This is a genomic window from Pseudomonas sp. MPR-R2A5 (genome assembly GCF_058793055.1).
In genome coordinates, this window is record NZ_JBXAFK010000049.1 from 31878 (window position 1) to 53144 (window position 21267).

Annotated in this window: 17 protein-coding genes and 2 pseudogenes; 9 read left to right on the forward strand and 10 right to left on the reverse strand. The window is 61.6% G+C overall.

The window, feature by feature from the left end; genetic code table 11:
• Window positions 1-24: 24 nt before the first annotated feature.
• Both AC1Q6I_RS27820 and AC1Q6I_RS27825 read right to left on the reverse strand, forming a co-directional pair.
• Window positions 25-131 (reverse strand): annotated as a pseudogene (locus AC1Q6I_RS27820) (methyl-accepting chemotaxis protein); the annotation flags it as partial.
• Between the two features lie 85 nt (window positions 132-216).
• Complete coding sequence (locus AC1Q6I_RS27825) at window positions 217-549, reverse strand: DUF2790 domain-containing protein (RefSeq protein ID WP_102624504.1); 333 nt, start codon at window positions 547-549, stop codon at window positions 217-219.
• A gap of 225 nt (window positions 550-774) precedes the next feature.
• On the opposite strand from AC1Q6I_RS27825, the gene AC1Q6I_RS27830 reads away from it, so the two are divergent.
• The 3 genes from AC1Q6I_RS27830 to AC1Q6I_RS27840 all read left to right on the forward strand — a co-directional run bounded on the left by AC1Q6I_RS27830 (window position 775) and on the right by AC1Q6I_RS27840 (window position 4508).
• Window positions 775-2094, forward strand: coding sequence for an OprD family porin (locus AC1Q6I_RS27830; protein WP_024073233.1), 1320 nt, complete (start codon window positions 775-777; stop codon window positions 2092-2094).
• Between the two features lie 339 nt (window positions 2095-2433).
• Window positions 2434-3108 carry a heavy metal response regulator transcription factor gene (locus tag AC1Q6I_RS27835; protein ID WP_024073232.1) on the forward strand — a complete coding sequence of 225 codons (675 nt, stop codon included), beginning with the start codon at window positions 2434-2436 and terminating at the stop codon, window positions 3106-3108.
• Entirely contained in the window at window positions 3105-4508 is a 1404-nt protein-coding gene (locus AC1Q6I_RS27840; RefSeq protein WP_102624505.1) for a heavy metal sensor histidine kinase, read from the forward strand. The genes AC1Q6I_RS27835 and AC1Q6I_RS27840 overlap by 4 nt, the downstream gene beginning before the upstream one ends.
• A 115-nt stretch (window positions 4509-4623) precedes the next feature.
• On the opposite strand, the gene AC1Q6I_RS27845 is transcribed toward AC1Q6I_RS27840, so the two are convergent.
• The 4 genes from AC1Q6I_RS27845 to AC1Q6I_RS27860 form a co-directional block, all read right to left on the reverse strand.
• Window positions 4624-7767: a CusA/CzcA family heavy metal efflux RND transporter gene (locus AC1Q6I_RS27845; RefSeq protein ID WP_024073230.1), complete on the reverse strand. Its 3144-nt coding sequence runs from the start codon at window positions 7765-7767 to the stop codon at window positions 4624-4626.
• An 18-nt stretch (window positions 7768-7785) separates the two neighbouring features.
• Entirely contained in the window at window positions 7786-8892 is a 1107-nt protein-coding gene (locus tag AC1Q6I_RS27850; RefSeq protein WP_102624506.1) for an efflux RND transporter periplasmic adaptor subunit, read from the reverse strand.
• A gap of 17 nt (window positions 8893-8909) precedes the next feature.
• Window positions 8910-10133, reverse strand: a complete 1224-nt coding sequence (locus AC1Q6I_RS27855) for a TolC family protein (protein ID WP_146015767.1) — start codon at window positions 10131-10133, stop codon at window positions 8910-8912.
• 108 nt (window positions 10134-10241) lie between these two features.
• Window positions 10242-11147 carry a cation diffusion facilitator family transporter gene (locus AC1Q6I_RS27860; RefSeq protein WP_024073227.1) on the reverse strand — a complete coding sequence of 302 codons (906 nt, stop codon included), beginning with the start codon at window positions 11145-11147 and terminating at the stop codon, window positions 10242-10244.
• 216 nt (window positions 11148-11363) lie between these two features.
• Here AC1Q6I_RS27860 and AC1Q6I_RS27865 point away from each other — a divergent pair, with 216 nt between their 5' ends.
• On the forward strand, window positions 11364-12734 hold the full coding sequence (locus AC1Q6I_RS27865) for a GntT/GntP/DsdX family permease (protein ID WP_102624507.1): 1371 nt from the start codon (window positions 11364-11366) through the stop codon (window positions 12732-12734).
• Between the two features lie 3 nt (window positions 12735-12737).
• On the opposite strand, the gene AC1Q6I_RS27870 is transcribed toward AC1Q6I_RS27865, so the two are convergent.
• Complete coding sequence (locus AC1Q6I_RS27870; RefSeq protein ID WP_102624508.1) at window positions 12738-14027, reverse strand: MFS transporter; 1290 nt, start codon at window positions 14025-14027, stop codon at window positions 12738-12740.
• A gap of 185 nt (window positions 14028-14212) precedes the next feature.
• Here AC1Q6I_RS27870 and AC1Q6I_RS27875 point away from each other — a divergent pair, with 185 nt between their 5' ends.
• A complete protein-coding gene (locus AC1Q6I_RS27875; protein WP_024073224.1) occupies window positions 14213-15631 on the forward strand; it encodes a short-chain fatty acid transporter in 1419 nt (472 codons plus the stop codon).
• Between the two features lie 37 nt (window positions 15632-15668).
• Here the strand turns inward: AC1Q6I_RS27875 and AC1Q6I_RS27880 are convergent, their stop codons facing one another.
• Both AC1Q6I_RS27880 and AC1Q6I_RS27885 read right to left on the reverse strand, forming a co-directional pair.
• Window positions 15669-16013 (reverse strand): HepT-like ribonuclease domain-containing protein, encoded by a 345-nt coding sequence (locus AC1Q6I_RS27880; protein ID WP_024073223.1) that lies wholly within the window; start codon window positions 16011-16013, stop codon window positions 15669-15671.
• A complete protein-coding gene (locus AC1Q6I_RS27885) occupies window positions 16010-16300 on the reverse strand; it encodes a nucleotidyltransferase family protein (protein WP_024073222.1) in 291 nt (96 codons plus the stop codon). Before AC1Q6I_RS27885 ends, AC1Q6I_RS27880 begins: the two co-directional genes overlap by 4 nt.
• Window positions 16301-16443: 143 nt before the next feature.
• On the opposite strand from AC1Q6I_RS27885, the pseudogene AC1Q6I_RS27890 reads away from it, so the two are divergent.
• The 4 genes and pseudogenes from AC1Q6I_RS27890 (at window position 16444) to AC1Q6I_RS27905 (ending at window position 20475) form a co-directional block, all read left to right on the forward strand.
• A pseudogene (locus AC1Q6I_RS27890) lies at window positions 16444-16721 on the forward strand (hypothetical protein).
• 94 nt (window positions 16722-16815) lie between these two features.
• The gene (locus AC1Q6I_RS27895) at window positions 16816-18516 is read left to right on the forward strand and encodes an acid phosphatase (protein ID WP_102624509.1); all 1701 of its coding nucleotides are present in this window, start codon (window positions 16816-16818) and stop codon (window positions 18514-18516) included.
• Window positions 18517-18638: 122 nt separating this feature from the next.
• Complete coding sequence (locus AC1Q6I_RS27900; RefSeq protein ID WP_024073219.1) at window positions 18639-19808, forward strand: hypothetical protein; 1170 nt, start codon at window positions 18639-18641, stop codon at window positions 19806-19808.
• Window positions 19809-19950: 142 nt separating this feature from the next.
• Entirely contained in the window at window positions 19951-20475 is a 525-nt protein-coding gene (locus tag AC1Q6I_RS27905) for an SET domain-containing protein (RefSeq protein WP_024073218.1), read from the forward strand.
• Here AC1Q6I_RS27905 and can read toward each other — a convergent pair.
• The gene (gene can / locus AC1Q6I_RS27910) at window positions 20472-21116 is read right to left on the reverse strand and encodes a carbonate dehydratase (RefSeq protein WP_010213394.1); all 645 of its coding nucleotides are present in this window, start codon (window positions 21114-21116) and stop codon (window positions 20472-20474) included. The genes AC1Q6I_RS27905 and can overlap by 4 nt on opposite strands.
• Window positions 21117-21267: the final 151 nt, after the last annotated feature.

A 21267-nucleotide genomic window follows, 5' to 3' on the forward strand; every position in this document is an offset into this window, starting at 1 on the left:
AAGCCTACGATACCTCAAGCACAAGCCCTGCGGGTCGGCTCGCGCCGCCTTGATGGCCGCGTTGAGCGCCAGCAGGTTGGTCTGTTCGGCGATGCACTGATGGTCTTGACGATGCTGCCGATCACTTGGGACTGGGCATTCACTGCCCTGCATCGGCGCTGCCGGCGTTTTCTGAAGAGCCGTTCCAGGCTGCACCCCATTGTTTTTCCAGAGCCATTAACTGCCGTTGTTTCGGCACACGCCCATCACTTGGTATTCCAGGGTATTGAGCTTGCCGTTGGAGTCTTCATAGGTCATCCGCGACGGTACAGCGTTGCACGAGCGGATCGGCGGCGTCACGTTGACCACCTTGGCAATGTCCAACTCCAGGCCATAGCGATACGCCTGCACCTCGGGCGCCGGCTTGCCCTGTTTCGCGGCGTAGGCGGCCATGGCTTGTTCGTTGCGCTCCATCATCAGGGCGAAGGTACGGTCACCGCCGCCTTCGGCCAGCGCACCGAATGACAGAACGGCAATGAATACACCCAGGGCAGTTTTATAAAAGTTCATCACAGGTTCCTCGACTGAAAGTTCAGTGCCGAGATTAACCAGCGAACCCTGACGCCATGTTCACTGGAACATTACTTATCTGTTAGGTGGCCGCAAGTTTCCAGAATTGTAATGTCCGCGCCACGCAGCCGTTATCTTCGGTTTGCAACTATCAGCCTGGGCCAGATCAATAAGAACGCCCACCTCCATAAGAAGCTGATAACTGCCAACACCGAGGAGCTGAACATGCGTATCCGTTACGTCACACTTCCCCTTTCACTGTGTGCGGCCTTGCCCCTGGCAGCCGTGGCCGTGGAAGACACACCCGAAGGCTTTATCGAAGGCAGCAGCGTGAACGTGCTGGCGCGTAACTTTTACTTCAACCGCGATGATCGCAAGGGCCAGTCCAGCCCCACCGGCAATGGCTATTCCGAAGCCTGGGCCCAGGGCTTGATCGGCAAGTTCGAATCGGGCTTCACCCAAGGCACCGTAGGGTTCGGCCTGGACGCCTTTGCCATGGTCGGCGTAAAGCTCGACTCGGGCACCGGCCGCAGCGGTGGCAAGGGGTCGTTCGGCGTCCTGCCGGTGGACAGCAGCAACCACCCCGAGGACAACTACAGCAAAGTCGGCGGCGCCGCGAAACTGCGCGTGCTGGATACCGTGATCAAGGCCGGTGACGTATTCCCGCTGACCCCGGTGGTGGCCTACGGCGATTCGCGTGTATTGCCCGAGAGTTTTCGCGGTGTGACCTTGCAGAACACCAGCCTCGAAGGCTTGAGCGTGCAAGGTGGGCGCCTGAGTGGCATGAGCCAGCCCAACGAGAGCGGCATGAACAAAGGTTTCGCGACGTTTTATGCCGGCCCGGTCGACTCGCCCTGGATCGGCTATTTCGGCGGCGATTACCAACTCAACAAGCATCTGAGCGTCAGCCTGTACAGCAGCCGCCTGAAAGACGCCTGGGACCAGTACTACGTCGGCAGCGCCGCCAGTTACCCACTCAATGACGACGTCTCGCTGTTTGGCGACGTCAACTATTACAAGGCGGTGGATGAAGGCAAAAAGCTGCTCGGGCAATTCGACAACAACATCTGGAGCGCCCGCCTCGGGGTGAAGGTTGGCGCCCATAGCCTGGCCGTGTCGCACCAGCGCAACAACGGCGATGACGACTTCGATTACCTGCGCCAGTCGGACTCGATCTTCCTCAACAACTCGATCCAGTACAGCGATTTCAACTCGCCCAAGGAGCGCTCGTGGATGGTGCGCTACGACCTGGACATGCAGGCCTTCGGCATTCCCGGCCTGTCATTCATGACCCGTTACGGCAAGGGCACCGACGCCGACTACAGCAACGCCAACGCGGTGTATATGCGCCGCGATGGCGCCGGCAACCCGCTGACCGACCAACGTCGCTGGGAGCGGGATATCGAAGCCAAGTATGTGGTGCAAAGCGGCAATTTGAAGGATCTGTCGCTGCGACTTCGCCAGGCCACCGTGCGCTCAAGTTCGTTTGAATCCGACTTGGAAGAAGTCCGGGTGATTGTCGAATATCCCTTGGCGGTGCTCTAAGACACCCGCTTACATTAACTTGCCGATGCCCTACATCTGTTCACAAGTTGAAGTCTGTCAGAACTGTAATATCGGCCTCACCTTCCCGTTAAGTTGCACTTTTTATACTGCACATCGAACACATCTCATCTCTGCGGCTTTTGTGTAGCTCCTTTGGAACAGAGATGAATTTTTACGCCCCAGCCGGGGCGTTTTTTTTGTGTGCCGGTTCAGTGACGAATCGTCGCACCGGCCTGACGCGGCTTGACCCTAAAGTTACTTCAGGCTTCAGAGTTTTCCTACGCCCATTCAAGCCTCTATGAGGTCATCTCCTTTCGTTTCACTTGAAGGTAAATCCCCATGCGTATCCTTGTGGTTGAGGACGAGCAGAAAACCGCCGACTACCTGCAGCAAGGCTTGACCGAAAGTGGTTATGTCGTCGACTGTGCCGCCAGCGGCATCGATGGTCTGCACCTGGCCAGGCAGAACACCTATGAACTGGTGATCCTCGACGTCAACCTGCCCAACACTGACGGTTGGGAGGTACTGGAACAACTACGCCGCGACGGCAATCAACGCGTGATGATGTTGACCGCGCGTGGCCGGCTGGCCGACAAGATCAAGGGCCTGGACATGGGCGCCGACGATTACCTGGTCAAGCCCTTCGAGTTTCCCGAACTGCTGGCCCGCGTGCGCACCTTGCTACGGCGCAGCGAACATATTCCGTTGCCCGACGTGCTGCGTGTCGCGGACCTGGAACTCGACCCGCGTCGGCATCGCGCCTATCGCGGCAGCCGGCGCATCGACCTGACCACCAAGGAGTTCGCCCTGCTGCACGTGTTGATGCGCCAGGCCGGTGAGGTGATGACCCGCACGCAGATCATTTCCCTGGTCTGGGACATGAATTTCGACTGCGACACCAACGTAGTGGAAGTCTCCATCAGCCGCCTGCGTGGCAAGGTCGATGACCAGAGTGAGGTCAAGCTGATCCATACCATTCGCGGCGTCGGCTATGTGCTGGAGGCGCGCCCATGAGGACCAGCAGCCTGTCGATGCGCCTGGGCCTGACGGTCAGCCTGATGGGCGCCGGCCTGGTCGTGCTGTTGGCGACCCTGGCCTACCTGGCCTTGACCCACGAACTGGAGAAACTTGCGCGCAGGGGGCTGGAAAACAAGCTGGAGCAGCTGGAGCACAGCCTGCGCCAGGGCCTCAACCTCGACGACATCAGCGCCCGCCCCCATTCGCTGCTGGACCTGATCATGGGCCACGACAACATCTACCTGACCATCATGGGCACCGGAGCCGATGCGCCGGTCTTGCTGAGCGTCGGTGCCAAGCCCCAGCAGCCGCTGTTGCTCGACGTACCCGCCGGCAAGGCCCTGGCCTACCTGAACTGGGTGGACGACCGTGGCAACCGTATCCTCAGTGCCACCCGCCTGCTGCCATTGCACAGCGGGGAAAACGTGCGTGTGTTGCTGTCACTGGATCGCTCCGATGACGAGGCGTTGCTCAGTGCCTACCTGCGCTCCACGGTGATCGCCCTGCCGCTGCTGCTGATCCTGATCGGCATGGGCGCCTGGTGGCTGGTGCAACGCGGGCTCGCCCCATTGCAGCAGTTCAGCCGCGTGGCGGCCAAGGTCAGCACCCAGGACCTGACCCATCGCCTGAGCCTGGACAACCTCCCCAAGGAGCTGGGTGAGTTGGCCCAGGGTATCAATTTCATGCTGCATCGCCTGGATGACGGTGTACGGCAGTTGTCGCAGTTCTCCGACGACCTGGCCCACGAACTGCGTGCGCCGTTGACCAACCTGATGGGCAAGGCCCAGGTCACGTTGTCCCGCGACCGCCCCTTGGAGGAGTACAAGGCCGGGCTGGAATCCTGCACCGAGGAAATGGAGCGCCTGTCGCGCATCGTCTCCGACATGCTGTTTCTCGCCCAGGTCAGCCACCCAGCGGCGCGGGCCGGGTTTAGCCCGGTCTCGTTGGGCGAGGAAGCGCAACGGGTGATGGAGCTGTTCGCCCTGAGTGCCGAAGACAAGCACCTGACCCTGAACCTGCGCGGCGACGCCTGGGTCATGGGGGATCGCCTGATGATTCAGCGAGCCATTTCCAATTTGCTGTCCAATGCCATTCGCCATACGCCCGAAGGCTCCAGCGTGTTGCTGCTGGTGGAGACCTACGACCAGAGCGTGTCGTTGTCGGTGGGCAACCCGGGGCGCGGCATCGAAGCGCACCACTTGCCGCACCTGTTCGAACGCTTCTACCGCGCCGACAGCAGCCGTACCCGCGCCGAAGGTGGCACCGGGCTGGGGCTGGCCATTGTGCAGTCGATCATGCACCTGCATCAGGGGCACGCCGACGTCAGCAGCCAGCCCGGGCGCTTCACGCGGTTCAACCTGGTGTTTCCCCAGCACCTGAAAACAGCGCAGGTCTAGAGTGGGAGGGGGCTTGCCCCCGATAACAGTGTGTCAGCTGACACCTGTATCAACTGACCCACCGCCATCGGGGGCAAGCCCCCTCCCACATGGTTTTGCGGTGTTTTTAAAGAAGTCAGGCAGCCTCCTCTTCACGGCGATGTGCCCACTGGTACAACGCCGGCAACACCAGCAAGGTCAGCAACGTAGAGGAGATAATCCCGCCGATCACCACCGTCGCCAACGGTCGCTGCACCTCGGCGCCGGTGCCAGTGGCCAGGGCCATGGGGATAAACCCGAGGGACGCCACCAGCGCCGTCATCAAGACCGGACGCAGGCGGGTCAACGCCCCCTCATTGATCGCCATTGACAACGAACGTCCTTCCTCACGCAGGTTGCGGATAAACGCGATCATTACCAGGCCGTTGAGCACCGCCACCCCGGACAACGCGATAAACCCCACCCCCGCCGAGATCGACAGTGGAATATCCCGCAACCACAGGGCCATGATCCCACCGGTCAATGCGAACGGAATTCCGGTAAACACCAACAACCCGTCCTTAAGGTTGTTGAACATCATGAACAACAAGCCGAACACCAACAGCAACGCCACCGGCACCACGATGCGCAAGCGCTCGGAGGCTTCCTTCAACTGCTCGAACTGGCCGCCCCAGGTGGTCCAGTAGCCCGCCGGTACTTTGACCTGGGCGCTGATGGCCGCCTCGGCCTCGTCCACGAACGAGCCGATATCCCGCCCACGCACGTTGGCGCTGACGATCACCAGGCGCTTGCCGTTCTCGCGGCTGATCTGGTTGGGGCCGAGCACCAGGTCCAGGCTGGCGACCTGGGACAAGGCGATAAAGCCCAATTGCGCGGACGCGCTACCCGCCAACGCAGGCACCGGGATCAGCAGCCGCGACAAGCCGTCGATATCGGTGCGCAGCGCATCGGACAAACGCACGACCATGTCGAAACGGCGGTCACCTTCGTACAGCGTGCCGGCCTGGCGCCCACCGACGGCGACCGCAATGGTGTCCTGCACATCCCCGACGTTCAGGCCAAAACGTGCGGCTTTGTCGCGGTCGATATTGATGGTCAGCACGGGCAGGCCGGAGGTTTGCTCCACCTTCACCTCCGAGGCGCCGCCAAGCCTTTGCAAGGTCTCGGCGATTTCCCCGGCGGTGGCGTTGAGCACCGCCATATCATCGCCAAACACCTTCACCGCCACGTCGCTGCGCACCCCGGAAATCAACTCGTTGAAGCGCAGTTGAATCGGTTGCGACAACTCGTACGCACTGCCTGGCACGATTGCACTGGCGCGCTGGATATCGGCGATCAGGGCATCCCGCGACTTCTTCGGATCAGGCCACTGATCCTTGGGCTTGAGCATTACGTAACTGTCGGAAATATTCGGTGGCATGGGGTCCGAGGCAATCTCGGCAGTGCCGGTGCGGGCAAACACCCGCTCGATTTCCGGCACCTGGGCCATCAAGGTTTTTTCCAACTGCTGCTGCATCTGCACCGATTGCGTCAGGCTGGTACCGGGCACGCGCAGGGCCTGTTGGGCGAAGTCGCCCTCGCTGAGGCTGGGGATAAATTCACTGCCCATGCGGCTGGCCACCACCCCTGATGCAACGATGGTCAACACCGCCAGGCCGAACACCAGTGGCCGGTGTGCCATCACCCAATCGAGCACCGGCGCATAGGCGCGGCGCGCACTGCGCATCACCAGGTTTTCTTCCTCCTTGACCTTGCCGGTGACGAACAACGCAATCGCCGCCGGCACGAAGGTCACCGACAGAATCATCGCGCCAAGCAGGGCGATCACCACGGTGAAGGCCATGGGATGGAACATCTTCCCGGCGACACCGGTGAGGGCGAAGATCGGCAGGTACACCACCATGATGATCAGTTGCCCGAAAATCAGGGCGCGGCGGGCTTCCTTGGCCGCGGCGAAGACTTCGTGCAGGCGCTCGCTGCGCGTCAACAGGCGGCCGTGCCGTTGCTGGGCATGGGCGAGGCGGCGGATGGCGTTCTCGACGATCACCACTGCACCGTCGACGATAATGCCGAAGTCCAGCGCGCCGAGGCTCATCAGGTTGGCGCTGACTTTGTTGGTGAACATCCCGGTAAAGGTGAACAGCATCGCCAGGGGAATCACCATCGCGGTAATCAACGCCGCGCGGATATTGCCGAGGAACAGGAACAGCACCGCGACCACCAGCAGCGCGCCTTCGAAGAGGTTTTTCTTCACGGTGGCGATAGCTTTTTCGACTAGGTTGGTGCGGTCGTAGACCGTGACGGCTACCACGCCTTCGGGCAGCGAACGGTTGATTTGCTCCAGCCTCGACGCCACCGCCTGGGACACGGTGCGACTGTTTTCGCCGATCAGCATGAACACCGTGCCCAACACCACCTCACGGCCGTTTTCCGTGGCGGCGCCGGTACGCAGCTCACGGCCGATCTCAACCTGGGCCACATTGCGCACACGAATCGGCGTGCCATCGGCCGTGGTGATCACGATGTTGGCGATGTCATCGATGGACGCGACTTGCCCCGGTGCGCGGATCAGCAACTGTTCGCCACTGCGCTCGATATAGCCGGCGCCGACGTTGGCATTGTTGCGCTCCAGCGCCGTGACCAGATCACTCAAGGTCAGGTTGTAGGCGGCCAGACGCTTGGGGTCGGGGGCAATCTGGTACTCCTTGGCGAAGCCGCCGATGGTGTTGATCTCGGCCACGCCCGGCACGTTGCGCAGTTGCGGCTTGATGATCCAGTCCTGGATCACCCGCAGGTCGGTCGGGGTGTAGGGCGTGCCGTCGTCCTTGCGTGCGCCCTCTTCGGCTTCCACGGTCCACAGGAAAATTTCCCCGAGCCCGGTGGAAATCGGCCCCATCGCCGTTTCGATGCCGGTGGGCAACTGCTCACGGGCCACTTGCAGACGCTCATTGACCAGTTGGCGAGCGAAGAACAGGTCGGTGCCGTCCTTGAAGATCACCGTTACCTGGGACAACCCGGCGCGCGACAGCGAACGGGTCTGCTGCAAGCCGGGCAAACCGGCCATGGCGGTTTCGATGGGAAAGGTGATGCGCTGCTCGGTTTCCAGCGGCGAAAAACCCGCGGCCGCGGAGTTGATCTGCACTTGCACATTGGTGATGTCGGGCACCGCGTCGATCGGCAGTTTCTGATAGCTGGCGATGCCGACACCGGCCATCAACAGCACCGCCAGCAGCACGATGATGCGCTGCTCGATGGCGAATTGGATAAGGCGCTCAAACATGAGAAATCACTCGCAGGATCAATGGGCGTGTTCGGCCGAGCCTTTGCCCAGTTCGGACTTGAGGATGAAGCTGCCGACGGTGGCCACTTGCGCCCCGGCGTCGAGGCCCTGGCGTACCTCGACGTAGCCGTTTTCGCTGATACCCAGTTCCAGATGGCGGGTGACGAAACCGTCTGCGGTGCGCACAAACACCGAGGGCTTGTCCTCGACGGTCTGGATCGCGGCTTGCGGTACGGTGACCTTGGCCGGGTAGGTATCCGTGGCAACTTGCACGGTCACAAACAGCCCAGGGCGCCAGGCATCATCGGGGTTGGGCACGCTCACGCGTACGGTGGCGGTGCGTGTCTGTTCACCCAGCAGGTTGCCCACGTAGGCCACGGTGCCGAGTACTTCGGTGCCCATTTCCGTGGAGCTGACCTTCACCGGCTTGCCGACGCGCACCTTGTTCAAGTCCTTGGGAAACACGCCGAACGTGACCCACACCTGGGACAGGTCCGAGAGGGTGAAGGCGTTGCTGGTCTCGCTGACCACCTCACCGACGCCAAGGTGTTTTTCCACTACCACGCCCGCAAAAGGCGCGCGCAGCTCATAACGATTGCCGCCCACCAGCACGGCGCTGCCGCTGAGAGCAGTCATCTTCTGCCGCGCGTTATTCAGGGCAATTTCGGCTTCTTGCAGGGTCTGGCGCGCCAGCAGGTAATCTTGCTCGGCGGAGATTTTGTCCTGCCACAGTTGGCGTTCGCGCTGGAAGGTGGTGCGCGCCAGTTCGACCCGGCGCTCGCTGGCCGCCAGCTCGCTGCGCTGATCGGAAATCTGTTGGCTGGCGATCACCGCCAGCAACTCGCCCTTCTTCACCGCCTGGCCAAGGTTGACCTTCACCGCCTCCACCACGCCGGCCGCGCGGGGCACGATATGCGAGGTGCGGTCTTCGTCGAAACGCACCTCCCCCGGCAATGACAACAGCGTGCTGATCGGCCGGGGTTGGGCCTGGGCCAGTTGAATACCAGCGGCTTCGATTTGCTGCGCGGTGAGCGCCAACGTGCCCTCTTCCTCCTCGGCGCTTGCAAAGCTGGACAGCATCAGGCCAAGGACGACAGCAAGCGCCGCGCCGTGTGTTTTGTTCATAGCAGACTCCAGGAAAATCAGAACCGGGCGAGGTCGCCGTAAATCCGTTCGATACGTACCCAGGCCTCGGTGGCCTGGGCGGTCGCCGTGAGGTATTGGGTGCGCGCGGCGATCAAGGTGCGCTGGGCGTCGAGCACGTCGAGGAAGTTGAACTTGCCCATCTCGAAGCCGCGGGTGGCAGCGTCCACCGCGCTCTGGGCGGCGGGCAGGATCTGCTGGTTGAACGCGCGCACTTCGGTATTAGCGGTTTGCCACTGGTCCAGGGCCTGGCGGGTTTCGGTGCGCAGGCGCAGTTCGGCGGCATTGCGCTGGTCACGGGCCTGGTCGGCGCGGCGCGTGGCGGCGAGCACGTTGCCCTGGTTGCGGTTGAACAACGGGATCGGCATTGACACCCCCACCAGGTTCACCCGCTCGCGCGCGCTGGCGTCGTATTGGCTGCCGATGGACACATCCAGGTCGGGAATACGCTGGGCTTTTTCCAGGCCAATGCTGGCTTCGCCCTGCAGGATCTGCAGTTCGGCCAGGCGCAGTTCAGCGGTCTGTTCAAGGCGCGCCAGCAAGTGCGCGGCGGGCGGCAGTGGCGGTGTGGCAGGGCCTTGGGTGGCGACGGCCTGGAAGTCGGTCGCCGCACTGCCGGTGCTGGCGGCGAGGCGGCGATAGGCGTCGGTCAGGCCCATCTGCGCGCGGTTGAATTCAAGGCGGATCTCCGACAACTGCACCTGGGCGCGAGTGGCCTCCACCGGCGACGACTTGCCGGCGGCGACGCGACCGTTGGCGACCACCAGGCCGCGTTCGGCCAAGGCCAGCGAGCGTTGCGCCAGGTCGAGGCGTTCCTGGGCGCGCAGGGCGCCGTAGTAACCCTCGATGACATCGGCGCGCAACCCATTGCGGCGCTGTTCCAGGCTCAGCGCGGCGGCGTCCTGGGCGCGGGTGGCCACATCAATGCGCGCACCGCGCTTACCGCCCAGCTCCAGGGTCTGGCTGAGTTTGACGCTGGTGGTGCGGGTACTGCGGCGGGTGTCCTCGGCATCCCAGGATGCCACGGGGTTGGGGATCAGGCCGGCTTGTTGGCGAGCGCCCTCGGCAATCCCGATTTCCCAGCGCGCGGCGGCCAGGTCCGGGTTGTTGGCGAAGGCTGTTTGCAGGGCGGAGTCGAGGGTCAGGGTCTGCGCACCGACCCCTTGCGCCGTCGCCAGCAACAGGACGAGCGAGCACAGTAATGTTCTTGCACACGTTGGCATAACGAAAGTTCCAGGCCCATGAATGGCGGATAAATCCAAGCCGGGGCACTGTAGCGTTCGGTACTTATCAGGGCGGTGGGCAGAACATTACAAATCCGTTAGCCAGGATCAGGCATGCACCTCGTCATGTTCGTCATGCTCAAAGCCGTCGCCTTCGACCTGGACCGTCGCATGGGAAATATCAAATTGCTCATGCAGCAATTCCGTCACCTGGGTGAGGATGTGTTGTTCCGTGCCGGACGCCGAATCCGCCACCAGGTGTGTGCTCAGCACGTTCTTGCCACTGGTGAGCGCCCAGATATGCAGGTCGTGCACGTCCTTGACCCCAGGCACACTGCGAATAGCCTGCTCCACCTGATCGATATCGATACCGTCCGGCACGCCCTGCAGCAGCACGTTCATGCTCTCCTTGAGTAACGTCCAGGTGCGGGGCAACACCCAGAAACCAATCGCGGCCGCGACCAGCGAGTCGACCCAGCCCCAACCGGTAAACAGAATCACCACCGCCGCGATGATCACGCCAATGGAGCCGAGCATGTCGCTCCAGACCTCCAGGTAGGCGCCCTTCACGTTCAGGCTTTCGCCGCTGGCGGCGCTGAGCAGGCGCATGGCGATCAGGTTGACGATCAACCCCAGCACGGCAATCACCAGCATGCCGGTGGACTGGATCTCGGCGGGTTCACGCAGGCGTTGATACGCCTCGTAGAGGATGTAGAACGCAACGGCGAACAACAGCAACGCGTTGAACGCTGCCGCGAGAATTTCGAAACGCGCATAGCCGAACGTGCGCTTGCGGTCGGCGGCGCGCTTGGCCACTTGGATCGCCACCAGGGAAATGCCCAGGGCCAGGGCGTCGGTCATCATGTGTGCGGCATCGGATAACAGCGCCAGGCTGCCGGTGATAAACGCGCCGATGACCTCGGCAATCATGAAGCTGCCGGTCAAGCCGAGGGCGATCCATAACAACCGTTCGTGACCGGCGCGTACCTGGGCGTGGCTATGTCCTGCGCTCATGGAAAATCCTCTTGAGACGGGTGCGGCGGATCATAGCGCTATAGGCCAACGTCACCGCTACAGGTTGCAAAATTGTCATCCGCGCGCCAGCAGCGCGTCATCCTTGGTGCACCAAAAGTGCACTTGAACGCTCTGGAACAGTTGTATCAGGTATGCTTTTCGAGCAGGAAACAAAAAGAAACATATTTCCCAACCTGTTCGATAAGGAGTCCCGTCTTGGTGTTATCGACTGCTGCGTGGATGGTTCACGACACCCGCCTCATGTTTTGCGTCCTGTTGGCCATCGCCAGCATCATCGTGCTGATCAGCGCGACCAAGTTGCCGCCGTTCCTGTCGATTCTGATCGGCACCTTTATCGCGGGTGTCGGCGCCGGGTTGCCGCCCGAAGAAGTTGCCAAAGCCTTCAGCAAAGGCGCCGGGGCAATCCTCGGTGAAGCCGGCATCATCATCGCGCTGGGCTCGATGCTCGGCGCGTTGATGGCCGAATCCGGCGCGGCCGACCGCATCGCCACCACCTTGCTCGGATTGGGCAAGGGCAAGTCATTGCCGTGGGTAATGGCGCTGGTGGCCATGGTGATCGGCCTACCGCTGTTCTTCGAAGTGGGGCTGGTGATGATGGTGCCGATCATCTTCGTGATGGCCAAACGTTCGAACCAGCCGCTGCTGAAAATCGCCATCCCGGCGCTGGCGGGCATGACCACCCTGCACGCCCTGATGCCACCGCACCCAGGGCCGCTGATCGCGGTGGGCGCGTTGCACGCCGACCTGGGCCTGACCATGTTGCTGGGCTTCTGCCTGGCGGTGCCGGCGGTGATCCTGGCTGGGCCGCTGTATGGCAACTGGTTGTCCAAGCGCCTGCACGTGGATGAACCGGCCGACATCGGCGCGCTGTTCAGCGCACCGCCCAAGGCCCCGCGCCAGCCGAGCTTTGGCGTATCGTTGCTGATCATTTTGTTGCCGGTGATTCTGATGCTCGGCAGCACCCTGGCCAAAGTCGCGCTGCCGGGCGACAGCACGCTCGGCTTGACCTTGAAGTTCCTCGGTGAACCGCTGATTGCCCTTGGCCTGGCGGTCATCGCCGCCGTCGTTTGCCTGGGCTGGGCCGCCGGCATGCCACGCGCCGATGTTGGCAACACCCTGCGCAAGGCCCTCGCACCTATTGCCGTACTGCTGCTGACCATCGGTGCCGGCGGCGGCCTCAAGCAAACCTTGCTCGACGCCGGCGTCAGCCAGACCATCAGCAAGGTCGCCGAAGGCGCGCACATGCCGTATCTGTTGCTGGCCTGGCTGATCGCCGTGGCCCTGCGCCAGGCCACCGGTTCAGCCACGGTGGCAACCACCACCACCGCCGGCATCCTCGCACCGATGATGGCTGGGCTGGCGGCGACGCAAAGCTCATTGGTGGCCCTGGCCATCGGCGCCGGCTCGGTGTTCTTCTGCCACGTCAACGACGCCGGGTTCTGGATGGTCCGTGAGTACTTTGGCCTGCAGTTGAAGCAGACGATTTGGGTGTGGTCGGTGTTGCAGACCATTGTGTCAGTCGTCGGTTTGGTCGGTACGCTGCTGCTGTGGCACTTCTTGACCTGACGCTCAGGCAGTCAAGGTGTGGCGCTTGCCAAACAGCGCCACACTCCCAACCCCCACCGCGCCCATCACCACGCAATACCCCACGCAAATCCAGGGGCTGGTCGGCATCAACGCGATCAACATCAGCGGCGTGGTACTCGCCCACACTGCATAGGCGATGTTGTAGGTGAAGGAAATCCCCGATACTCGCACCTGCGCCGGAAACAGGCCGACCATCACCGACGGCACCGCGCCCACAACACCGCAACTCAAGCCCGCCAGCGCGTACGCGGCGCCGAGCCAGATGCCGCCGCTGATCAGGCTGGCGTACAGCACGAAAATACCCACCGGCAGCAGCAGACTGTAGACCAGCACCGCGCGCCAGGCGCCGATGCGGTCCACCAACAGGCCGGCGAGCACGCAGCCGATGTTCAGGAACACGATGCCCAGGGCGCTCAAGGCGAAGGTGTGGCTGGGCGTCATGCCGAACGTTTTCTGCATCATGGTCGGGGTGATGACCACCAGGACCACCACCGCGGAAGTGAGCACGCAGGTAAGGATCATCGCCGGCAGCAAGACGGCGCGATGGTCGCGCAATACGGTGCGCAGCGGCAGTTCGGCAGCGGCTTGGCGGCGAGCCTGCATTTCCAGGAACACCGGGGTTTCGCTGAGCCAGCGGCGCAGCCAGACGCCGATCACGCCGAATACGCCGCCGAGCAGGAAGGGGAAACGCCAGGCGTAGTCGAGGATTTCAGCCGGGGTGAAGACCTGCGCCAGCAACGTGGCCGTCAGCGCACCAAGCAGGTAGCCGAAGGTCAGCCCGGCTTGCAGGAAGCCCAACGCGTAACCACGGTGATGACGTGGTGCATGTTCGGCGACGAAGGTCCAGGCGCTGGGGACTTCGCCGCCCACCGCTGCGCCTTGCAATACGCGCAGTACCAGCAGGATCAGCGGTGCGAAATAACCGATTTGCGCGTAGGTTGGCATGATCCCGATAAGCAGGCAGGGCAATGCCATCATCAGGATGCTCAGGCTGAACACGCGCTTGCGCCCCAGATGGTCGGCGAAGTGCGCCATCAGGATGCCGCCCAGCGGCCGCGCCAGGTACCCGGTGACGAAGATGCCAAAGCTTTGCAGCAGGCGCAGCCACTCGGGCATTTCGGGCGGGAAGAACAGTTGGCTGAGGGTCAGCGCGAAAAACACGAAGATAATGAAGTCGTAGATTTCCAAGGCTCCGCCCAGGGCGGCCAGGCCCAGGGTTTTGTAGTCGGAGCGAGAAAAACGCTGCGCCTGTAGAACAGAGGTGGCAGTCATGTTGAGGCTCGGCAGGCAAACAAAATGGCGTGCAGGTTATGAGCTGAGCCGGTTGATGGCAATCGCGGCGGATATATTTGTTTTCCTCATGGATCGATGAAGATAACTGCATTCCCATATCAATGGCCGTAGCGGAACATGCCGTAAAACTGCCAAAACCATAATAAATACAAGAGGAATGACTCGTGGCCAATGCTATCGAAGAAAGCCGCTATGCCCGATTTGCCCTGCGTTGTTCAAACTTCGCCGAGCGCTGGTTCCCTGACTCCTGGGTGTTTGCCGCGCTCGCCGTGATCATTGTGGCTGTGGCGACCCTGGGCATGGGCGCTGCCCCCGCCGAAGCCGCAAAAGCCTTTGGAGATGGCTTCTGGAGCCTTATCCCGTTCACCATGCAGATGGCCTTTGTGGTGATCGGCGGTTATGTCGTGGCCAGTTCGCCGCCGGCGGTGAAGTTGATTGATCGCCTGGCACGCATCCCCAGGAACGGTCGCTCGGCCGTGGCGTGGGTGGCGTTGATCTCCATGGTTGCCTCCTTGCTCAACTGGGGCTTGTCCCTGGTGTTCGGCGGGTTGCTGGTGCGCGCACTGGCCCGTCGTACGGATTTACGCATGGACTACCGCGCGGCTGGCGCGGCGGCCTACCTGGGCCTCGGTGCAGTATGGGCGCTGGGGCTGTCGTCGTCGGCCGCGCAATTGCAGGCCAACCCGGCCAGCCTGCCGCCGTCGATCCTGTCGATCACCGGGGTGATCCCGTTCACTGACACGATCTTCCTGTGGCAATCGGGCGTGCTGTTGCTGGCGCTGATCGTGGTGTCGCTGATCATCGCCTACGCCACCGCCCCCGGTCCGAACAGCGCACGTGACGCCAAGGCCTGCGGCGTCGACCCGGCCTTCAACCTGCCCAAACCGCAAGCCCCGACCCGCCCTGGCGAATGGCTGGAACACAGCCCGTTGCTGACCATCCTGCTGGCGCTGCTGGCAGCCGGCTGGCTGTTCCATGAGTTCTCGACCAAGCCGGCGATCAGCGCCATCTCGGGGCTGAACACCTATAACTTCCTGTTCATCATGGTCGGGGCGCTGCTGCACTGGCGCCCGCGCAGCTTCCTCGATGCAGTGGCCCGCGCCGTGCCGACAACCACCGGCGTGCTGATCCAGTTCCCGCTGTACGGCTCGATCGCCGCGCTGATGACCGTGGTCAAGGGCGGCGACGGCCAGACCCTGGCGCACCACATCTCGACGTTCTTCACCTCCATCGCCTCCCACGATACGTACGCGCTGTTGATGGGCGTGTACTCGGCGGTGCTGGGATTCTTTATCCCGTCGGGCGGCGGCAAGTGGATCATCGAAGCGCCTTACGTGATGCAAGTGGCCAATGACCTGCAATACCACCTGGGCTGGGCGGTGCAGATCTACAACGCCGCCGAAGCACTGCCGAACCTGATCAACCCGTTCTATATGCTGCCGTTGCTGGGGGTGCTGGGGCTGAAGGCGCGGGATTTGATCGGGTTTTCATTCGTGCAGTTGCTGGTGCACACGCCGCTGGTGTTGTTTTTGTTGTGGGCGTTGGGGACGACGTTGAAGTATTTGCCGCCGGTGATGCCTTAATCTGCGGGTGACGCACCTGTTGTTGCAACAGGTGCATTCATGCAGGGGCACTGGGGAGTCGCGCCAATAAATCGGGCAATGCGCTCTGGATTGTGTCCCAAACCACATCAAGGTTGATATCGAAATAACCGTGGGCTATCCGATTGCGCATTCCACGCATGCTCCGCCAAGGAATCTGTGGATGACCCACCGTGAACTCCGGGTGCTGATCCATGATTTTTGTCGACGCTTCACCCAAGATGATCAAACTCATGATCACTGCTTGTTGAGTACGCCTGTCTTCCAGAAACTCCTCTTTGCTCAAGCCTTCGACAAAGGTGATCGCGTCAGTTGCGGCCTGCCTGATGTGATTCAAATAATCCCCAAGGCGGTTCGAGGTCATATCTGCCGAGCCTCTGCCAACACTTTTGCGCGAAACTTCACAGGCAAATCGGCAGGCGTCAGCAAGTCAACATTGACCCCGAGCAGATCCTCAAGCTCGACCTGAAGCCCACCCAGATCAAAAAGAGTGGTTCCGGGGGGGGCGTCGACCAAAAGATCAAGGTCGCTACCCTCTACGTCAGTACCTCGTAACACAGATCCAAACACCCTGGGATTTGAGATGCGAAAACGGCCCACCACTTCTCTGACGGCGGCTCGCTGTAAGTCAAGGGCAGTTGAAGGTTTCACGGTTCACCTCGGTGACAGCCATTATCGAGCCAGTCTAGCAGCGCTCGCCTCCTGTAGACATATGAAGCTCATCACAGCATTTCTAATGCCCTGGCGAAGTATCGGGAAGATTCGGCAGGGTCTTTTGAAACACCTAGGCCGTCATCAATCGGGATGACAACGTCTCCTTCGTTGAGTACAAGGCCCTGCGCGACGATGCTGACCGTCGCATGAGTGCAGTTGTCCAGGCGTTCGGCCGGCATAACAACGTGACAGCGTTCCAAAAAGCCATGGATGTCGCCATGCAACTCCTGCAAACCAGTGTCATTGATGCAAAAAAACCAGACTGACCGACACAGGCGAAGCCATCGTCAAGGATGCGCTGACGGCGCAGGTGGAGTACTTGCGGGCTGGTAGCCAATTGGCATTGCGTCTGCCGTGATCCCTTGACACCCGCCTGTCTTCCTTTCGTCACATTGCATTGCTACCGTCCTGCGAAATATCTTGCAACATCTCGCCAGCAAGGACTCCCCGCAATGAGTGACGATCACGAAGACCGCCCTGCCCCCGACTCCATCGCCCAACCGCCGGTAGATACCAGCCGTCGGCGCTTCCTGGGGGGCGCGGCGGTGCTGGGGGTTGGCGCGACCTTGAGTGCGTGCGGCAATGGCAGCGAAGCACCGGGCAAGCCAGTGGCACGCCCGCTCACACCGCAGGAGCTGGACAAGGCGTTGCACGACCAGGTGAAGACCGTGGTAGTGATCTATGCCGAGAACCGCAGCTTCAACAATCTGTTTGCGGACTTCCCCGGCGTTGAGAAACCGCTGTCGGCGCTTTCTGCCGCCGACACGCAGCAACGCGACCGCGACGGCAGCTTATTGACCACCCTGCCCCCCGTCTGGGGCGGTGTGTTGCAGGTCGGCCCGCAAAGCGTGGATGGGGTGACCTACCCCAGCGAAGTGCAATTCCAGGAAAACCTGCCCAACGCCCCGTTCGCCCTCAAGGGCCCGAACGCCGAAGACCTGCCCTTGAGCCTGGTCACCCGCGACTTGTGGCACGTGTTCTATCAGAACCAGATGCAGATCAACGGCGGCAAGAACGATGGTTTCGTTGCCTGGGCCGACTCCGGTGGCCTGGTGATGGGGCATTACGCCCAGAGCCGTTATTCCCTACGCTTGTGGGACGTGGCCAAGGAGTTCGTGCTCTGCGATAACTTCTTCCAGGGTGCCTTCGGCGGTTCGTTCCTCAACCACCAGTACCTGATCAGCGCCACCGCGCCGTTTTATCCGAATGCCGCGCAGTCGGTGGCCAAGGCGCAGATCGCCACGCTGCAAAGCGATGATCCGACTGACCCGCGCCTCAAACCCCTGGATAAATCCCCGGCCAGCGCCATGACCGGCCCGCCACAGTTCGGCCCCAGTGCGCTGACCCCTGACGGTTACGGCGTGAACACCCTGGCCCCACCCTACTGGCCGACCTGGATTCGCGACCCGGAAAACCCGGACTACGCCAAAGCCGACCTGCCCAACGTGCTGGTGCCGCAGACCCACGAACACATCGGCGACAAGCTATCGAAAAAGAACGTCGACTGGGCCTGGTACGCCGGGGCCTGGCAGGCGACGCTGGACCAATTCAAGGACTCGGGCGGCATTCCGAAGATCCCGAATTTCCAGTATCACCACCAGCCGTTCAACTACTTCAAGCAGCAAGGGCCCGAAAACCGTGCGGAGCGTGACAAGCGCCTGCGCGACGCGGGCTTGGGCGACGAATCCAGCACCAACAAGTTCTTCGCCGACGCCGAGGCGGGCAAGCTCCCCGCCGTGACCTTCTACAAACCCCAGGGCAACCTCAATATGCACGCGGGTTATGCCGACGTGGCCTCCGGCGACCGCCATATCGTGCGTGCCCTGAAGGTGCTGCAGGAGAGCCCGCAGTGGAAAAACATGGTGGTGGTGGTCACTGTCGATGAAAACGGCGGCTGGTGGGACCACGTGGCTCCGCCCAAGGGCGACCGCTGGGGCCCTGGTACGCGAGTGCCGGCGCTGGTGGTGTCACCCTTTGCGCGCAAAGGCACGGTGGACCATACGGTGTACGACACGGCGTCGATCCTGCGCCTGATTACCCGAGTCTTCCAGTTGGAGACCTTGGACGGCCTCAAGCAGCGGGATGACGCAATGATTGCCCGCGGCCAGAAACCCATGGGCGATTTGAGCAATGCCTTGCAGTTCAGCGTGTAGGACGGCTTATCCAATAACGACACACCCGACGATTTAGGACGCGGTTTTCCCGGTCAGCCGCTACTGTGTGGAGGTGGGCTTTCATCCCGCGCAGACGGGCTTTCGCTGACAAGGAATCAAGTATGTTCAAATCGACCAGGCTGTCCTTCGCCCTGGCCGCACTGATGGCCAGTGCGGTGGTACAGGCCGACATCGAAGTACCCCTGGGTAGCCCGCAACGGGTGACCCAGTTGTTCGCTTACCCCAATAACTGCAACGTGATCTGCTTTCGTCCATGGACGCTGGAGCAGACCGTCGAGCATTACCTGAACCAAAGCCTGCAACGCGACGGCTACAGTCGGGCCAAGGTCAGTGTCAAAACCCATGAGGGCCAGGTCGTCGCGACCTTCAGTGGCGTACCCGACAGCTACGGGCACCCGCTGACGGCACTGCTCGACACCGCCGACCTGGCCTACCGGGGCGCCAGCAAACTCAACGTCGACGGCAAGTGGGCCTACAACTGGTACCTGTTCCTGCCGTTGGGCATGGCCCTGGAAAACCGCAAGAGCATTGAGCTGCTGCACTTCCCCCCGGATTACTCACTGACCCAGGCCCAGGATTACCTGGAATCGGCCACCACCGACCGCTGGGCCACCTTGCTCACCGACAATGGCATACCGGCCACCGAAACCCCGGCCTACCAGACCATCATCGACATCGCGCCCATCGCCGCACCGTCCAACGCCGGCAAGGACTTGGAGAGCGTCTACGGTTACTTCACCGACTACCAGACCCGCATGGTCAAGGAACTGAGCGTGCGGCCCAGCGGCTCATTGCCAATGGTCGCGTTCGGCGCGCCGGTGCGCAGCTGGATCAAGCAACAATACGGGCAAACCGTGGGGGTACTGGGCCTGGCGCAAATCAGCCCGGAAGCGGGTAAAACCGTGTCGGTCCTGGGCTCCAACCATCCCAGCTACATCTGGTATGCGGCCAGCCCCGACACCTATGACGGCGACGAGCAGAAGGCTGACGAAGCAGGCTTGAAAGTGATGGGCCAGGACCTGAGTGCCGCCTGCTGGCAAGCCGGGATGGGGCAAAAACCGGCGAGCGATCCGAATGTGCTACTCAAGGCATGCATGAACACCTGGCAGGTCACGCGCAAAGAACAGACCTGTGAATTGTTCTATACCTCGGTGCGCAACCTGAGCCCCGAACAGGCGAATGCCAAATGCGCCACGCCCGCGATCAAGTCACAGCTCAAACAGCTTAAAAACGCCGTTCCCACCCCATCGATCGGCATTCCAGCGCTCTAGAGCGCAAAAAAACCGATTTCTACTGTCAACTCTGACAGTAGAAATCGGTTCAATCTTAAGCGAGTCTTGAGCCGGGCCATCCGCTGCAAGACTGGCAGTCAGACACCATCCGCAGGTCGATGCAGCCCTACCAAGGAGAGTTATGAAGACTCAAGCCATGGATAAGGCTAAAACTGTTGCGACTGACTGCCTCTATCCCTTTGCGACATCGCTGTTCGAGCGCGGCTACCCCTCAACCCGCCAGTTTCAAGTGGTGCGCAACCGAAACGGCGACCCCACGGGGATCAAGGCCCGTGTCGCCTTTGACAGCCGAACGCGCATTGCCAAGGTGTCGGGCTACGCCCTCAGCGAGCGGCGCCAGCACACCTTCCAGATCTCATCGCGTATTCATCTGTACGACCGATGGTTCTGCGGCCTGCTGCGTCACTCTTGCAGCCCGAATGTCTATTTCGACACCCACTATCTGGAGCTATGGGCCGTGGTGCCGATTGCCGTCGGAAGCTGGCTGACCATCGATTACGCCGACAGCGGCGACATCTTGCCCCATCAATTTGCCTGCCACTGTGGCGCGCCCAACTGCCGGGGCTGGATCAAAGGCCGAGAGGAACAGATAAACGCCGAGGGGCTGCGCGTGCTGGAGAGCAAGCGCGGCCCCGAATACCGTTAGGCTTCGCCCAACGGGCGCAGGCGATATTGCGGCGGCAGTTGCTCAAAGCCACTGATGGTGGTGTTCAGGCTCTTCCAGCGGCCATCCTTGATGCCATAGATGCAACCATGGATCGACAGGCTCTGCCCACGGTGCCAGGCGTTTTGCACAATGCTGGTATGGCCGACGTTGGCCACTTGCTGGATCACGTTCAACTCGCACAGGCGATCGACGCGCTCTTCTTCAGTCGGCAACTGGGCCAGCAGGTCACGGTTTTCGTAGTACAGGTCGCGAATGGTGCGCAGCCAGCCGTCGATCAGGCCGAACTGGCGGTCCTGCATCGATGCACGCACGCCGCCACAGCCATAGTGGCCAGTGACGAGGATGTGTTTGACCTTGAGTACATCGACCGCGTACTGGATCACCGACAGGCAATTGAGGTCAGTGTGCAGCACCACGTTGGCCACGTTGCGGTGCACGAATAGATCACCCGGCAGCATGCCAACGATCTCGTTGGCCGGCACTCGGGCGTCAGAACAGCCGATCCACAGGTATTCCGGGGTCTGCTGGCGAGCGAGCTTGGCGAAGAATTCGGGATCTTCCTGTTTGATCGCATCCGCCCAGCGTTCGTTGTTATCAAGCAGGTCTTGTAGTTCGTTCATCAGGGAAAGCCTCAGGAATGATGCGCAGTTTTGTGACTGACAACCCGTCGTCCGGGTCACGCCCTGCCGGTGAATAACAAACATGAATCAGCTTGAATCTTTGGGGCGCAGTGCCTGTCCACACACTATAAGCCCCACAGTATGAGGATTG

Excerpts from the sequence above, each read along its gene's own strand:
- AC1Q6I_RS27825 (WP_102624504.1), bottom strand. The coding sequence starts at position 549 with ATGAACTTTTATAAAACTGCCCTGGGTGTATTCATTGCCGTTCTGTCA.
- AC1Q6I_RS27830 (WP_024073233.1), top strand. The coding sequence starts at position 775 with ATGCGTATCCGTTACGTCACACTTCCCCTTTCACTGTGTGCGGCCTTG.
- AC1Q6I_RS27835 (WP_024073232.1), top strand. The coding sequence starts at position 2,434 with ATGCGTATCCTTGTGGTTGAGGACGAGCAGAAAACCGCCGACTACCTG.
- AC1Q6I_RS27840 (WP_102624505.1), top strand. The coding sequence starts at position 3,105 with ATGAGGACCAGCAGCCTGTCGATGCGCCTGGGCCTGACGGTCAGCCTG.
- AC1Q6I_RS27845 (WP_024073230.1), bottom strand. The coding sequence starts at position 7,767 with ATGTTTGAGCGCCTTATCCAATTCGCCATCGAGCAGCGCATCATCGTG.
- AC1Q6I_RS27850 (WP_102624506.1), bottom strand. The coding sequence starts at position 8,892 with ATGAACAAAACACACGGCGCGGCGCTTGCTGTCGTCCTTGGCCTGATG.
- AC1Q6I_RS27855 (WP_146015767.1), bottom strand. The coding sequence starts at position 10,133 with ATGCCAACGTGTGCAAGAACATTACTGTGCTCGCTCGTCCTGTTGCTG.
- AC1Q6I_RS27860 (WP_024073227.1), bottom strand. The coding sequence starts at position 11,147 with ATGAGCGCAGGACATAGCCACGCCCAGGTACGCGCCGGTCACGAACGG.
- AC1Q6I_RS27870 (WP_102624508.1), bottom strand. The coding sequence starts at position 14,027 with ATGACTGCCACCTCTGTTCTACAGGCGCAGCGTTTTTCTCGCTCCGAC.
- AC1Q6I_RS27880 (WP_024073223.1), bottom strand. The coding sequence starts at position 16,013 with ATGACCTCGAACCGCCTTGGGGATTATTTGAATCACATCAGGCAGGCC.
- AC1Q6I_RS27895 (WP_102624509.1), top strand. The coding sequence starts at position 16,816 with ATGAGTGACGATCACGAAGACCGCCCTGCCCCCGACTCCATCGCCCAA.
- AC1Q6I_RS27900 (WP_024073219.1), top strand. The coding sequence starts at position 18,639 with ATGTTCAAATCGACCAGGCTGTCCTTCGCCCTGGCCGCACTGATGGCC.
- AC1Q6I_RS27905 (WP_024073218.1), top strand. The coding sequence starts at position 19,951 with ATGAAGACTCAAGCCATGGATAAGGCTAAAACTGTTGCGACTGACTGC.
- can (WP_010213394.1), bottom strand. The coding sequence starts at position 21,116 with ATGAACGAACTACAAGACCTGCTTGATAACAACGAACGCTGGGCGGAT.